The 15,231-nt window shown below is 47.4% G+C and carries 8 protein-coding genes and 1 pseudogene; 2 read left to right on the top strand and 7 right to left on the bottom strand.

Going from position 1 to position 15,231, the window contains the following annotated elements; all coding sequences use genetic code 11:
• Positions 1-216: 216 nt before the first annotated feature.
• Together PV433_RS10610 and PV433_RS10605 are read right to left on the bottom strand one after the other, a co-directional pair.
• Positions 217-1,563: an ABC transporter substrate-binding protein gene (locus tag PV433_RS10610; protein WP_332072115.1), complete on the bottom strand. Its 1,347-nt coding sequence runs from the start codon at positions 1,561-1,563 to the stop codon at positions 217-219.
• Positions 1,564-1,726: 163 nt separating this feature from the next.
• A pseudogene (locus tag PV433_RS10605) lies at positions 1,727-3,322 on the bottom strand (FAD-dependent oxidoreductase).
• A gap of 339 nt (positions 3,323-3,661) precedes the next feature.
• Between PV433_RS10605 and PV433_RS10600 the strand changes: the two are divergent.
• Positions 3,662-4,537, top strand: coding sequence for an AraC family transcriptional regulator (locus tag PV433_RS10600; RefSeq protein ID WP_332072114.1), 876 nt, complete (start codon positions 3,662-3,664; stop codon positions 4,535-4,537).
• Between the two features lie 92 nt (positions 4,538-4,629).
• On the opposite strand, the gene PV433_RS10595 is transcribed toward PV433_RS10600, so the two are convergent.
• On the bottom strand, positions 4,630-5,115 hold the full coding sequence (locus tag PV433_RS10595; protein ID WP_332072113.1) for a hypothetical protein: 486 nt from the start codon (positions 5,113-5,115) through the stop codon (positions 4,630-4,632).
• Between the two features lie 317 nt (positions 5,116-5,432).
• A complete protein-coding gene (locus PV433_RS10590) occupies positions 5,433-5,864 on the bottom strand; it encodes a VOC family protein (RefSeq protein WP_332072112.1) in 432 nt (143 codons plus the stop codon).
• 220 nt (positions 5,865-6,084) lie between these two features.
• On the opposite strand from PV433_RS10590, the gene PV433_RS10585 reads away from it, so the two are divergent.
• Positions 6,085-6,309 carry a hypothetical protein gene (locus PV433_RS10585; RefSeq protein ID WP_442951501.1) on the top strand — a complete coding sequence of 75 codons (225 nt, stop codon included), beginning with the start codon at positions 6,085-6,087 and terminating at the stop codon, positions 6,307-6,309.
• A 227-nt stretch (positions 6,310-6,536) separates the two neighbouring features.
• On the opposite strand, the gene PV433_RS10580 is transcribed toward PV433_RS10585, so the two are convergent.
• The 3 genes from PV433_RS10580 to PV433_RS10575 all read right to left on the bottom strand — a co-directional run bounded on the left by PV433_RS10580 (position 6,537) and on the right by PV433_RS10575 (position 14,912).
• The gene (locus PV433_RS10580; protein WP_332072111.1) at positions 6,537-7,892 is read right to left on the bottom strand and encodes a hypothetical protein; all 1,356 of its coding nucleotides are present in this window, start codon (positions 7,890-7,892) and stop codon (positions 6,537-6,539) included.
• Entirely contained in the window at positions 7,885-8,187 is a 303-nt protein-coding gene (locus PV433_RS34060) for a helix-turn-helix domain-containing protein (RefSeq protein ID WP_442951500.1), read from the bottom strand. Before PV433_RS34060 ends, PV433_RS10580 begins: the two co-directional genes overlap by 8 nt.
• A gap of 83 nt (positions 8,188-8,270) precedes the next feature.
• Positions 8,271-14,912: a PKD domain-containing protein gene (locus PV433_RS10575; protein WP_332072110.1), complete on the bottom strand. Its 6,642-nt coding sequence runs from the start codon at positions 14,910-14,912 to the stop codon at positions 8,271-8,273.
• Positions 14,913-15,231: the final 319 nt, after the last annotated feature.

The raw sequence follows: 15,231 nt of genomic DNA, 5'->3' as shown, positions 1-15,231 counted from the left end.
GTCTCTGCAACTCCTTTGCCCAGCGGCCCGTTGTCGCCCGACTCCCGGATGCGTTGCACCGGTAAATACGAAGAGAGCGACAAACAACTCCATACCCGGCTGCAACCTGATTTTTGCAAGAAGTCTCATCATTAACTACATTTCTTTTCGTGCTGTCCATAATGAAAGGGCCGAGAATTCTCGGCCTCTTTCATTCATGCAGCCAGCAAGCTCAGCCTACTTGGAGGCCGCCGCTTCCTTTTCCTGAATTTTCTTGGTTGTAGTTTCCTCCGCTTCCCGAAGCGCCGTATTGAGGTCCTTCGTCCCCTGGATGACCAGCTTCATTGCTGCCGTCAAATCGTCCGCCGCAACTGTATTGTATTTGTTGACGTCCGAAGGAGAAGCGTACTTGTCGGGCTGCAGCGCCTTAACGTTTTTGCCCTGATACATCGGATTGTCCTTGCCGAACGCGTCGCGAACCGCCTTATTGTTCGAAGTGGTCAAGAACCTGCCTTCTTTGGACCTTTCCATCTGAAACTCATCCGATGCAAAGTAAGCGATTGCATCAAATGCATCGTCTTTGTGTTTACTCGTCAAAGTGATATAGAAATAAGTCGGATAAGGCTGCGGGCCTACACCAGGCTGATCCGCGAACGAGGGGAACGTCGCGATATCCCAGTTCATATCGTTGATTTCGCTCTTCTGATGCAGCGCAGTCAGCGCGAGAAACATGGCGACAACGCGATCCTTGAAGAAGCGGTTTCGCTCGTTCGGCTCCGACAACGCCTTCGAGTACACTTCGTAGCCGGGGGTTTTGTAAAAGCGCAACAAGTTCTCGCCCCATTGCTTCCATCGGTCGTCGTTGCCAAACATCGGTTTCTTGCTTTCCGTTCCCACCAGAGACAACGTCCGCTGGTTCATGAGCGCCATATGATTGTAAGAAGATCCCATACCTACGTACTGCGTTTCATTGTCTTTGCGGGTCAGCTTCTTGTTCATCTCGAACATATCGTCCCAGGTCAAGCCCGCCTTCGGATACGGAACGCCGAATTTATCGAAAATGTCTTTGTTGTAATAGATCGCAGACGGCGGTACATATACCGGCAGACCGTAAATCGCTCCATTACCCAGCTTTTTCGCCATATCAACCATCGATGGATTCAATGTGCTCAGATCGTAGTTGTGACTTTTGATAAGCGGGGTAATGTCATATTGCAGCGCATTATCCAGTAAATTCCCCGGAGTCGCCCCAATGGAAGCGAACATGATATCGATCGCCTGCCCGGCAGCGAGAATTTCGGGTACCTTCGTTCCCGGAGGTCCACCGCCAATATACTTGATTGTCATGTGCGGGTATTTCCGTTTCAACGGTTCGCCAAACGATTTCATGAAATCTTCCTCACTCCAATCGGCGATGAACGGGAAATAGATGACAAGTTCGACCGGATCTTTCTTTACCGTTTTCGTCTCTGCCACCTTCAACTCTCCATCACCGGCTCCGTCGCCGCTTGTTTTGCCGCAAGCGGACAGCATTTGCACCGCGATGACGGCGATAAGCGCTACTAGAAACCCTCTTTTTACCATTTCTTCGACTCCTTAAAAAATTTCTCAATAACAACATAATAGGAGGAGATTTCGCTTTGATCAGATTCCCATAAGGGTGTCGAACCATTCTTGCGTACATAATGTAACCGGCTCCCTATTGCCAGCGGAAGGCGGTTCACCGTTGGCTTACCGCTTCCACGGCCTACATCGCTGCCATTTCCGGCCATTTCAACTCAATACCGGCCTGTTCGAGACGTTTCTGGAAATCTTTCAGCGTTGCCTCCCGGTTTCGAACATCGCGCGGCTGGATTCGTTTGTCTAGGCAATAGCTTGCCAAATATCCCGCAGCTTCGCCGATATTCCATTCCACGGGATGCAGACGGTAGCAACCGTTTGTAATATGAGTCACGCCGATATTTTTACATGCGGGCAGCAAATTGTTCATCCGAACCGGAATGAGGGATCCGAGCGGAATTTGAAACGGCAAGCAGGAAATATCGATATAATGCCGGTTGCCGGTGCTTGGATGGAGATCGATTCGGTAACACCCTACGCCCACTGAATCAGGGAATGGCTCCGCACGTCCGTCCGTTCGCGCTTCCGGGCAAATATGCTGCTCCAGCACGGTAAATTCGGCTTTAATGCGTCTCGATTCGCGAATATACGGATACATGGCAAGTCCGTCCTCCGTACCGACCACATCCCTGCGAAGTCTCAGGCCGGGATAACCGGCTTTTCCGTCGGGGCGGGGTGCTTCGGTCTGCATCCAATAGAGGAGAGACAAGCTCAATTGCTTGGCGCTTTCCAGATGCCGTTTTCGCTCCTCCTCCGATACGTCGATAATCGGACCGAGCCAGTAGTCGTTTTGCTGCCAATTGACAATGGTGATGTCGCTATCGAACGTTCCGTCCATAAAATTCGTCCTATTGACGATTCGCCGATAACGCCATAAATCCGCCGTTTGGCTGAACAGGCCGAATTCGCGGGGCTGAAGCGTTCGGGGCAAAACGCCCGTCCAATCCAGCAGCTTCCCGGGCCAAAAATCGGCTTGATACGATCGCCAGAACTCGTAGTCTCTCGGCCGTTCAATCGTATGGTCTGCTCCCTCGCAATAATCGAGGGCAAACACGTACGTGAACGCTTGCATGTCCATCGGCAGCGAGTCGCCGTCCACGGCGTGCGGCTCGCCGGTCTCACTTTTGGACTCCGCTCCCGTCGTGTACTCCGTCCCGGTCATGGGCAGCAAGTCCCCGCATTCGGTTGCATCTAGGAAGAAGGAAGCTGTTAAAATCTCCTTGCGCCCTGTCTCCAGATTTCGCACGGTAACCGAATGTACCGTATCCCCGGCCGCTTCTGCCTGAAGCGGTACCCGGCGCATAAGAAGCGTCACCTTGCCGCTGTGCACATAAGGAGCCAGCATCTCCTGGAGCACGGCCAGCGCGGTGCGGGGCTCGTGGCAGAGCCGGCTAACCCCTCCGTTTCCCGGATTCAGATTCGGCTTACGGAAAGCTTCCGCAGTCAAAGGAAAGTGTCGACGATAATAGTTTCGGACCCCTTCGCGAAAGCTCCTGTAGCTGCGGGTGCAGCCAAATTGTTCGATCCATCGGTGCTCGTCGGGCGGAACCGCCTGGCTCGTTAACTGGCCGCCGATTCATACCGTTTCTTCCGTCAAAACCACCGATTTGCCCGATTCGGCCGCCGCGAGCGCAGCCGCGCAACCGCCGAGCCCTCCTCCGATAATCGCAATATCGGCATGAAACTCCTGTTGTGAGCGAATCGTCGTCCCAGTCACTACCATTACGTATGACTCCTCCGTTTCTGCGGTCTGTTCCGCCGGCGCGTGATCTGAGCACGCTGCCCTTTTTCAAGCCGCCCTTCTTTTTTGGACTTTCGGATACAGCCCCTTTACGTCAAAATTGCTTGCATCAAAGGCTTCAAAAAAATTATAGAACTCGGCCCGGCTTGCCGTATTCAAAAAAATTGACCGGATATCCCCGCTAAATTGATCGTTTCCGGCGTACGGCTGGAGGATGGCTCTAGGCTTGCTCAAATGTGCCATTCTCATTTTTTGGGAATTGCTCTATAATAAAATCGAAAAGAAGCAGAACCGGTCAGTTGGAGAGGGAGGTTTTTTTCTATGGAACTGAACGAGAACTTGCTGAAAGCGCCGCCTATTTCAAATAACAATGTTGAAAGCGGTTTCAAATCTTTCCCGGTTTATGCTCGCAAAGACCTCCTCCGCGCGCACAACTACTCTCTGTATACGCAGCCCGGCATCGAAATCAATCTGACGCTGGAAGGGAAAGCGGCCTATGTCATCGGAGACCAAGTGCGCATGCAGTATCCCGGACAGCTGCTTGTATTTTCGGGCAAAGTGCCCCATCAAGTGTATATCGATCCCTCTTGCGAATATAAACGAACTGTGGTCTGCTTTGACGAATCCGGCATGCGTGAAGCCGGTCTTCGCTGTGCGCCCAATCTGGAAATACTCCCTTTGCCGGATCTGGTGTACCAGCAAGTCCACTTAGAGCCGGAGATGTTTGCCGAAATCAAACAAATCGCTTCCCGTCTAACGGACGAACTGCAGGAGAAGCATACCGGCTGGAAGCAGGTCGTAAGCTCCCAGCTCAGCATTTTGGCAGTGTATATTCGTCGGAGTATGGAAGCTTCAGCGAATAACGGCCATTCGGATCTCGTGTCGCTTTGCTGTGATTATATCGGTAAACATTTGCCGGACAATCTTTCGCTCAAATCTATGGCCAGCATGTTCCATGTCAGTCCGGAGCACTTGATCCGGCTGTTTAAACGTGAAAAAAAGGTAACTTTTTACCAATTCGTGCTGCAGCAGCGCGTTTCGGAAAGCGAACGGATGCTTCAGAATTGTCCCGATATGACGTTGACGGATATCGCCTATGCTGTCGGTTTTCCGTCAGCCGCGCAATTTTCCCGGGTATTTAGAGCTTCGACCGGGATGCTTCCCAGCCAATTTCGCAATCGAATGGCGAAAAGCTGAGTTGATATTGAACTATGCAGCCATTTAGCTTAATGAAAACGGCAGCCGATCATTGGATGGCTGCCGTTGTGTCTATTTAACTATCGTATCCGTTAGCTTAACGGTCTGGTTGCCGTATACAATTCAAAAAATCCAGGTTTGTTTGCATCGATCACTTCGAAATGTCCATAGACCATTTCTGGGACTCGCATAGAAGTTTCAAAAAAACGATCCATGGCTTGATAGCCCTGACGTTCATCTGCAATTGGGATGTCAGAGACAAGTCCATATTCGCTTGGTGGGATGTTGATTTTAGTAAACCATTCAGGCACCATTTCATCATTCTCAATCTCTATCGCTACGATAACGGAAAACGTGTCTGGTAATTGTTTTTCACCCGATGGGAGAACTGCATAAACAATGTCCCTATTAATCCAACCAGGAAAATGCTCAGCTGCCGTTAGAAGGCTATGTTTGGCTACATTGAAAAGACTAACTCCCTTGTCAGCATAAGGCCTTCCTCCAACAAATGGGATACCAACTAACTTAATTTCATTTCTTTTTACACGTACTGCCTCAAAATCACTCACGTCATTCATTATTAGAATCACTCCCTCCGAAATTTAGCTTTCGTTTACATTCGACACCGACATTCCAGTCCCTCCAATTAATTCCACTAAACTGCCCGTTAGCGCAACGACGGCAGCCGAACATTTTGGCCGGCTGCCGTCAGGTAACAATCGAGCTATCGTACCCCGTTAGTTCGGCACTCAACGTTAATTATTGCTTCTTATTGTCCCAGTGACTTCGTTATCAAAATGGATTAAATGCTGCCCGTTTGCGTAGCCGCCTCTAGGGTGCGGCTAGGGAATAAAAACACCAACCAGCTAATGGTGGTGTCAGCGTCTATCCAACATCAAACATCTTGCCATGCTGTGTACTTATTTCCATCTGGGTCATAGAAATGAAATGTCCGTCCACAGCCGCCATTATCCTTAAGCTCGGAAACCCTTTCACCATCGTCCTTCATTTTTATATAAAGTTCATCAATTTGAGTTACTTCAAAACAGATTGACTCCATTTCATGTTCTTCATTGTTTTCATCCCAATCATGTGTCACAAAATTCGAAGACTGCATATCTTTTGTCTCCAAGAAAAATATCCCTTGTCCAGAGGCAAGTTTCACATTGCCTTGAGATGACAACGTAATCAAACCATGTTTCATGAAAAACTCTTTTGTTACCGCTGCGTTTGTCACAGGAATGTATACGCATTCAATCCTTTTCAATCGTGCTTGACTATGTGGATACTTGCTCTCTAATTCACTTTTTAATTCCAATTTGTTCATCGAAAACAAACCTCCTTTAAATGTGGGGGGTTTAACCCATTTGATAGTAAATTCGATAAGTTTCAGGGAAATCCTTCCACTAACCTTATGCAACATAACTGCCCGTTAGCTTAACGCTCACGTCAGTCTAATACTTTATTTTCTCAGTCTAATACTTTATTTTTCCAGTCTACAACTTTATTTTCTTCGGACAACCCTCGCCCCCGAAGCTTCGGGCATCATGCTTAGCTTGAACACTTCGGTGCTACAGCTGGCGATGGCCGCCGGCGCGGGCATCGGTGGCATCGTCGTGGAGCGGGTTTCGCTCGCGGCCATCAGTTGGATCGGGGCAGCGGCTGTCACAGTCGCGGCGGGAGCAGCGGCATTTTCGCTCGGAATGTCTCGTTCCCGGTTGCGCTCGAGCCGAATTGCGAAAGAACGGAGCATCTTGGAGGCGGAAGTCTGACGCCAGAACTGGAATAAAAATCGGGTAGTAGGCTACCCACTTGGTTGAGTAGCCGACCTCCCACACCACCGGACGTACCGTCAGCGGCGCCGGGAGCACAGAAATAGGTATACCGGCAACCGCGACACGAGGAGTGCCATCGTTCGCCGGTATGGAGTTACTCGCAGATTTCGGGTTGGGAAATTAAAATAAATTTCTGAGATGTAACACTTTGATTAAATGGGGGTTTATTTTCTGAACAATTTCCTCAAGAAACCGCCTTCCTTCTTGTCCGGACGTAGTTTTTTTAGTGTCTCTTCACCTAGCATAAGCGCAGCTAACTGATAAAAAAGTTGCTCCAGAGATTCTTTCATTTCATCACTAATGTGATCCCATATTGATGTTCCCCCCATTGATACTTCAAGCATTTCCTCGAATAACGGCAAATAAAATATTCGTTCAATATTGTAAGCAGATTTGATTTGTTCCCCAAAGCTCTTTTCCAATTTCTGATTCGAGCGATTGCAAATGAGAGTCACTTTATCAACTGAAACGTTCTCAAGCATTTTCTTATAATACCGGAACTCGCGATTCACGCGAACAGGATCAAACGAGGTTACCAGAAACAGATGATTTGCCTGTCTCAGCACCAGCTTCTCCCTTTCATCGCAAATATTTGAGGAAAGATCATAAAACAATATCGGTATTTGCCTCGCCATTCCAACGAGCTGAGCCGTTTTCATAACATCCCAATCACTTACGTCTTCCCCCTTGTTACGAATCAGGTAAGTTACATCTTGAATCGTAATATCATGAACAGTTGAAATTTGAGCATCAGTTTCAATTTGATGGTGCCAGCTCCTCCAATTTCCCGCTTCGCTGACAATAGGCTTGGCATTTAAAAAATCGAACCACGAAGGTTTTGAAAACGGAGATTCTAGCATTCCAACATGTAGTCTTAGGGTGGCCAAATATTCCAAAAACATTTTTCCGAAAGTGGATGATCCGGAGCATTCAAAAGCCGAAGCAATGACGATGAGCTGCGGCGGAATAAGTAGTCGCTCGTAGATAGGAACGGTTGTTTTAATAACCTGCTCTTCCGTTTTAGGAACGACCCCGGTTTGAATAATCTTTTCCGCTTCCCGCTCCCGCTGTTCCTGGATTAAATCCTCAGTCGCTTTTCGTATGTTTTTTTTGAATTTCTGTATGTTCTTAAACTCGGGAGGTTTTGTGATTTGTCGTATGAAATCGTGTGGGATGGAGCCTTCGTTAAATATATCGAATATGGAAAAGGTAGTCAGCCGGGCTAAAAATAAGTCGTCGTCCGGACGCTCGCAAATGAAAATAATACGAATTTGCAGACTGATATTCCTCAGCTCATCAAAAATGACTTCCCATTCTTCGTCTGTCCCATCGGTTCCAATCAAATCATCCGCGACGATGACCATATTTGCACTTGTTTCAGCAACGCGTTTCAACAGAATGTTCCTGGTGTTAATTTTCGAGACGACCTGACCAACCCCATTTTGCTCAAGATCACTTTTTAAAATTTGGTCAAGCTCCTCATTTCCGGTACCTATAATAATAAGCCGCTGCTCATCCATATCTATCTTCCTTTGCTCGGTTATGTATTAAACTGCTGACTGAGGCTTTGAATTCTTCATAACTTCCATTCTTCTCGATGTAGAGTTGACAGTACGCCTGTTTCAAAATGAACTCCCATAGAGCATCGGAAACATGCTGAAACTGAGTCTCCATCTTGGATACTTGTTCTCTGGATAATCCAAGTTTGGCGGCCACCTCTCCCTGAGTGAATCCTAAACGAAGCCGAAGGATTCGAATGCACTCTGCTCGGGTCGATGGAAAAAATAAATGTTGAACCCTTTGTTCTCCCGACATTAGAACAAACCGACCTCCCAAAAAAATAGACGCACTCCCCCATTGGGGGATGTGCGTCCTTCGCGATCACCTGAATACAATCGTTATTTGACTCGAATTAGATCGAAATAATCGTGAATGGTTTTTTCTATGGTGATAGGGACCTCATGAGTCTTAACCACTCCATTCGAATAGTAGGCTTCGAACCGGAACCGATAAGCACCGTCAGCCAGTTGGTCGAATGTCTCTTTCCACATCTCTCCCGACCAGTCTATTCGATTTGAGGACGACAATATACTCCTATCACTCGTCTGGATTAAGGTTGCCGTAACCTGGTTTGCTATGGTTGTACTTCCGAGAGTATCCGTTGTTGCAGCATTCAGGATGAACTTTTCTCCGGCAAGGAAGCGGGACTTTACCCACGGACTTTCCTCATTCCCTGAAACCGATAAATTGTACGCTTTTCGATTGTTCTCCCACTGCGGCGTGTGATTTACTTGTCCGATTACCGTCAATTCACCGACAACAATCGTTTTAGTCACGGACGCTGATAAGCCGAGAGGGTCAGTCACCGTTAAGCTTACGATATAAGCCCCAGGGCGGTTAACGGTATCACTCCCTAGAATGGAAGTATGTTCCGAAGTGGCCGTTTGATTGTAGCCACCAGGACCAGCAATCGACCAACTGTAAGTCAAAATGTCTCCGTCAGGGTCACTCGATAGATTGATGATCGAGATATTGTCCCCTTCCCATGCCGGATTTGGCGTCCAATCAAAATCAGCGATAGGAGCCTGATTGATGTAGAACCAAGTCTGCGGTGAGAAATCGGACCATACATACCCGTCGAAAACTCGGACCCACACTCTTAATTTTTGTCCTCTCGGAAGATCAACCGGAGGCGTGTAGCTGCCATATGGTAAGTTTGTCCCCTGCCAATGCTGACCCGAATCATGAATATGCCAAGTATTGGCTTCATTCGTCACCTGGATCTGGAAGTACGTAAACACCGTGCCCGGATCAGGATCATACTGTGACCACTGGAATGTAGGGCGCGTATCGTTAAACACAGTAGGACTGGCTTCCGTGCCTCCTGGAACCGTCATAACTGCGGTCGGCGGCCGGTTAATAAAGAACCATGTCGTGCCGGACCATTCCGACCAGTCGGTGCCGTCATAGACGCGGACACGGACTTGCAGCTTCTCCCCAGCTGGTAGATCGCTTGGAATCGTCCAACCTTGAATCGTTGCTGAAGTTGGCCCTTGAGGAAGCACCGATGTATCGTAAATCACCCCACCAGATTCGTTCATGATCTGTAAGTGGAACTGTGTGAACAGGGTCCCGTCATCTGGATCGGTCTGGTTCCATTCAAAATACGGACGCGTAGTGGCATAAATCGTTGGAACTGCATGTGATCCGTCCGGGATCCGCATGCTGGCTACCGGAGGCGAATTGCTCGGCCCTTTGATACTAGCCCAATACGTGATTTCATAAGGAAACGACCATGCTCCATATTCATCACGGGATTGCATGCCCACAATGTATGAACCTATTTCTTGAGGATTAACCAGCTGCGCATCCTTTCTTATCCCACTTGGCGTAATATAGTAGTATCTGCGATCTGTAATCCCCCGATCTACACCGTAATTCATGCCGGGTGTCTCGGGTCCCGAATAGGTCGTAGCGTTAACCCAGCGGTCCGGATCGTAATCCTGGAAGTTCCAGGCCAATTTACCGTCTGGCTGTTGGGTTAGCGTAAACAAGGATATTGGCCGTCTGTGAACAGTGATCTTCTTCTTATACGCGTTCGAATCTTTCCGGTAACTGTCGAAGATCATGCTCGGGAACAAGAAATTCGGATTTGGATCATCTTTCGCTTGCAGCGTAACCTCATAGATTCCTACCGCGTCAAACTTGACTTGCGGTGATGCAAACGACTTGCCATGTAGTGAAGATAGCCCCTGGTTTTTGAAGAACTTTGGTGTATGGGCAAACCCCCACTTGAACGTGTCAGCCATTGGGTCGTTTTCTGGGTCGGTGTACTCGATGTTCTCGTATTTGACCTCGGCATTGCTGTAGCTCTCATCATAAATCGCAAAATCGGTCATCCACTCGACGTTATCTGGTATAACGGATTTAATCGTCATGTCCCTAAGTGTGACATAAGATTTGTCCGAAAACGGTCCAATCTTGCCTGTCGTGTACGAATCGTCAGTAAATTCGAAATACGGAACTTTGTTGATCGACAGCATGATTTTATTCGCTGCGTTGATCAAGCGGAATTCGTAGTTCCCACGATCTTGCATCGGGAATGCCTGACTTTGCATAACGGTCCTTACGCCATTTACATACTTCGAAACGTAAACCGTTGTGCCGTCTGCCTCCACTGCATAGCGGTTCCGCGGATCTTGCATTCGAAACGAATAGCCGGTTAACTCCATATCCGTTTGCGCTTGCCCCGGACTTAACGTAAACTTCAGCTCGAAGTTATCATAGGATTGAGGAGAGAGAAACTGTCCAATTCTAAACCCTTTATAGGCAGTCGCCGTATTTATGGTACCTTTATCAAGAAACATCCATCTCGTTCCATTTTGATACCCTTGGCTAACTCCTCCACTGCCGTATGAGGAGAATCCCCCATAAATCGAAAGATACAGTCCGTCACCTACATAAGCTCCCATTGAGAAAATATCCGTCTTCTCACTACTGTAATAGCCGAATCCTCCTCCACCTCCAGCTTCTTCTTTTAACAGCCGGTCGGAGTGCCATATATTTCTTTCAACCGTTCCGCTAGCAGTAGGAGCTCCGAAACCGTTCGTATACCCCGTAGGAGTCACGTGATATCCTGGCATATTTTTGTCCCAGTTTGTAACCATTGGCCCCGGAGCTATATATCCGGATCCGTCTAGATGGACAACTTGGTAGAATGTTTTTATTTCCCCATACATACATCCGTTACAGTACGTTATTGTATGTGTTCTTGTGTAAGCTTCTTTTGTAAACGGATTGTACATCATCACATAATTATGTTCTTCCGGGTAATCATACGGCCCTAGTGAGCTATAGCTGGCCTGTTCTCCTGCCAACTTGGGAGAAACGATTACATCTCCAGTAGTCGTATCAAACTTAACGACGTACATACCGGTCGGTTGGTCCGGATTTAGTTCCTGATTAAATATTTTAGGCCGATCATCTCCTGGCTCGTAACACGCCAAACTTCTGTAAGCTATAATATTACCTTCGTCATCGAAATAAGATCCGTACCCATTCCCTCGAACATCTCCTCCCCATCTACAACTATAGGTCATGGAAGGAGCAGTTATTATTCGGTTAAGCGCATCCTTGTACTTAAAGGCATAAGTAAAGGAGATTGAAGGCTGATCTAATGAGCCCAACTTAACGACTTGTCCCTCTGGCGTTAATTCAAGGTACGATGCAGGCATTCCATAATTACTATAAGCAAGTAACAAGTTACTTCCCTTCGCTTGGGCCGTAACATAATTGCCGCTGCTTACGATCGGAAAAACACCTTGATATCTTCCATACGCATCAAGCTCAATGGGAGCGTCTTTCCCGCTTGAAATCAACGCTCCGGTTAAAGCATCAAACGAAGCAACATGTGCAGTTTGATTTCCTTCCCGGCCCGTGCACCAGTAATAATCATCTCCATCATCTACGTCTTCATAATTCCACGATTTACAATAATAACTCGAATAAGTGACCAATATTTTATCCGCTACCAATGTGGTTTGGCCCATTGTTAGAACGCGATTCGGAGGGATAGAACTATCATTAGGATCGAGGTAGCGCGTACCCCAATCGTTGTAGATCGCATTACCTCCATGTTCCGGAAATGCTAGGTCATAAGGGTTTGTACCATCCGACCAATAATGCTCCAATACTGCACTATAAGTAGAACCTTGATTTGTGACTTTCGTATATGGCCTATAATCAGGAATTCTCGACTTATTAAGCGCAAATAAATACTTCTTTTCACTGTTACTATTGTAGCTACCCCAGAAATATATATGGTTTTTGGTAGTTTGAATGTTGCCTTTATAAGAAGCAGGCTCTAAAGCCTTTTCAGGATCCACGGGTGTTTTTACGATTGGATTCCCCGAAGATGCATATTGTCTTGGAGGCAACAAGATCGGTTGGCTCTTTTTCGTATCCCTGGTGGTCATACCCTTATAGGGCGAAATACTGTTTGGTCCAAACCCACTATTCGTAAAATAGTTAAATATGGCATAATTGGGGCTTGGCCCACTGCCCCCATTTTTATAGATGTTGAATGGATATTGCTGCTCCATTCCTTTCCCTGCACCGGATGTAAGTGAACCGTCCGGACCCGAAGTCCACATATAGGATTTATTATCTTGTGGAGTCGTACTATTCGTTTCATACAATTGCCAGTTGGCAATCATATTCCCCGGCATCGGAACCGATGGATTAATCTCCGGCTGCTCGTTTTTACCGCTAATATCAAAACTCACTTCCGGTGCTAGGTTCACCACGTCTAGCGTCAGTGTTGCCTCACTGGTTGTGGCTGTATCTCCGCACTGTCCCCAGTCCTCACACACTTTAACGAAGAACAGATATTTACCCACTTTATCCGGAGTGATCATGATTTTTTCCAGGGTTCCCGAGATCGGCTGCCAAGCATCGTCCGCAAATCCGTTGTTGTCTTTGTCGTACTTATACTTGTATTCCGCGGTGACGATCGTATCGTAGTCCTCGCTATAGGATCGATTATAAATATCGTATCGCTCTCCCCGGATCCCGAGCGGAGGAACATCGAGCTTGGCGATTGGAGGCTTATCCGGAATAACGTTTATCCGGTGAACATCCATCCACTCCGATCGCAGGCCCGCGGAGTCGGTAACCCATAGGGTGACTTCCTCGATGCCCGGCGTCGGGTACACGTCCCTTTTATTGCCCCATTCGTCTTTGGAATGATCGATAGATCTTCCAATCGGACTATAGCTTTGATTCGATTTCAGTGGTTCAGGAAGTGGCCTACCCTGTACAACTTGAGTCGGACCTGTTATAACAGGGAATGGTGCTGGCGCTTGTACCGTTAATGTTGCGCTAGCCCTTGCGGTACCACCCTGCCCGTCACTTGCGGTTACCCAAACGGTGTGAGTGCCCGGCGCATTTGCCGTTGAGAGATTGTTGTAGTCCGTATCTTTGGTTCCCATCGAAACAAATGTTCTTACCCAAGACGATGTACTTCCGGCAAAATCCCATTCCCATGTTACCGTGTCACCGTCCGGATCAAATGTATCGACGATGGCCAAATCGACCGGTGCGCCCTGTACGACCCAAGTGGTCGGTTGAGTTCGTTCACCTTTTGGGAACCATGCAATTTTAATCTCCGGAGGCTTATTCCCGTTATTGATAACCTCTAATGGTTTTTCCTTGATCCATCCGGTTTCTCCACATGTTGTGTAGATCTTCATGGCGACCATTACGGTACCGACCGCAATAGCAGGCTTGTATTTATATTCTGAATAAGGCATTGTAAGTGTTTTCGTCTTGTTGTTTACGTAAGGGGAGTAATCCACTTTGCTGTCCCGGGTAAACCTAAATTCGTGCTTGGTGTATGTACATCCCGGGCCCGTCACCGTTATATCTTTCGGCACGATGTCGAAGGGATCCCGGTAGTTAATGGTGTTTGGAACAAGTGAAAAATCTCCATCAATCGATTTACCGCCGCCGCAGCTTCCGGCAGCTCCGACCATAAATGTGAGCGTCCGCTCGTTGTCTCCCCGATTTACTTCCTTATCGGTGCCCGAGAGTAAGGCTCCGTCCGGATCCAGGCTTATGGTGACGCTCAGCGTCCCGGCCGATGCAGGGGTATGGTTAAATGTAATCGTCTTACTGCTGCCGATCCCTAAGCTGGTATATGTTTGATTGGCCAAGACTGTAATTCCGGTTTTTACTGTTGCTTTAAAAGAAGTGTTGATTGCTCGTCCGCCATTATTGCTGAAGTGAATCGTAAACATGCCGGACGTACCGGCTTCCAGGCAGGCAGGAGCACTAGAAACTATTCCGCCAAGGTCTGGTTCATTTCCAGTTGGGCCAGTGGTAACGTAGACGGCTAACTTCTTGTATTCGTAAATTTCCCCGAGAAGCCCAATCTTCCACTCATTCCACCATTGATTGATTCCAGTAGTATGAACGTTTATCTTATCCGCTGGAGATTGAAAATCCATTTTGACCTTGAAAAAATATTGAAGAGTTTGTGCATTCAATTGGGAGTCTGTCATGCCCATATGAGTCTCGATACTATTCCCGGGCTCCAACGTCAGTTTATCCCTATCAAATCTAAGATTAACCACATCGGCAATATTCATACTGGTCTGAGTGCCGCCTATATACATGGTGGGAATATCTTGCAAAGTACCCTGTCTTTTAAATTCCCCTTGAGCACAGGTACCCTCCATTTTCTCTCTAACTTGATTGGCATAAACACCATCAGCCCTAAAACAGGTCGCCGGAGGCCCCTCATCTATGATATCAGGACGAGTACTTCTAAAATGCCAAGTAGCGTCTAGATCGTAAATCCAAACCACATTATTTGGGTCACGCCACCACTCGAAGTAACCTCCTCCAGTAGATGCCATTTTTCCGAATTCAGGGGCAACACTTTTTGTTTCCCCCTCTATCAACCCAACTGAATAAGAAGACCCAGAAGCTGGGTATAATTCTTTAAGTGGCTTAGGATCACTTGGGTTACTAACGTCCACAAGTTCAACCTTTTGTATTCCAGAGAAGGCACTGACGTCTACGGTTCCGCCATCGAAAGAAAACTTCTTACTTAAGATGCTATTTGCAAAATTGTTACCATAGGGTTGTATCGTTTCTGGTACAACTATATCGGAAACTTTGATAAAATTACTTCCGGGAGTATTAGCAAATACCTCGTCATACGGATGTATGAAAGGAGCCATTCCTGTAATGAAGTAATTTGAGCTTTGAACGAAGAAAGCGCCTCTAGTATACTGGGAAACGTTCCGGCAAGAACAATCCCACTATGAAAAGAGGCACTCACTCATGAAGCATAAG

The sequence above is a fragment of the Paenibacillus sp. GYB004 genome (assembly GCF_036577605.1).
Classification (GTDB): domain Bacteria; phylum Bacillota; class Bacilli; order Paenibacillales; family NBRC-103111; genus Paenibacillus_AB; species Paenibacillus_AB oceani.
This window is presented reverse-complemented; position numbering and strand designations above follow the sequence as displayed.

What these genes read in the sequence shown, in the direction of transcription:
- PV433_RS10610 (WP_332072115.1), bottom strand. Translation starts at nt 1,563, where the DNA reads ATGGTAAAAAGAGGGTTTCTAGTAGCGCTTATCGCCGTCATCGCGGTG.
- PV433_RS10600 (WP_332072114.1), top strand. Translation starts at nt 3,662, where the DNA reads ATGGAACTGAACGAGAACTTGCTGAAAGCGCCGCCTATTTCAAATAAC.
- PV433_RS10595 (WP_332072113.1), bottom strand. Translation starts at nt 5,115, where the DNA reads ATGAATGACGTGAGTGATTTTGAGGCAGTACGTGTAAAAAGAAATGAA.
- PV433_RS10590 (WP_332072112.1), bottom strand. Translation starts at nt 5,864, where the DNA reads ATGAACAAATTGGAATTAAAAAGTGAATTAGAGAGCAAGTATCCACAT.
- PV433_RS10585 (WP_442951501.1), top strand. Translation starts at nt 6,085, where the DNA reads ATGCTTAGCTTGAACACTTCGGTGCTACAGCTGGCGATGGCCGCCGGC.
- PV433_RS10580 (WP_332072111.1), bottom strand. Translation starts at nt 7,892, where the DNA reads ATGGATGAGCAGCGGCTTATTATTATAGGTACCGGAAATGAGGAGCTT.
- PV433_RS34060 (WP_442951500.1), bottom strand. Translation starts at nt 8,187, where the DNA reads ATGTCGGGAGAACAAAGGGTTCAACATTTATTTTTTCCATCGACCCGA.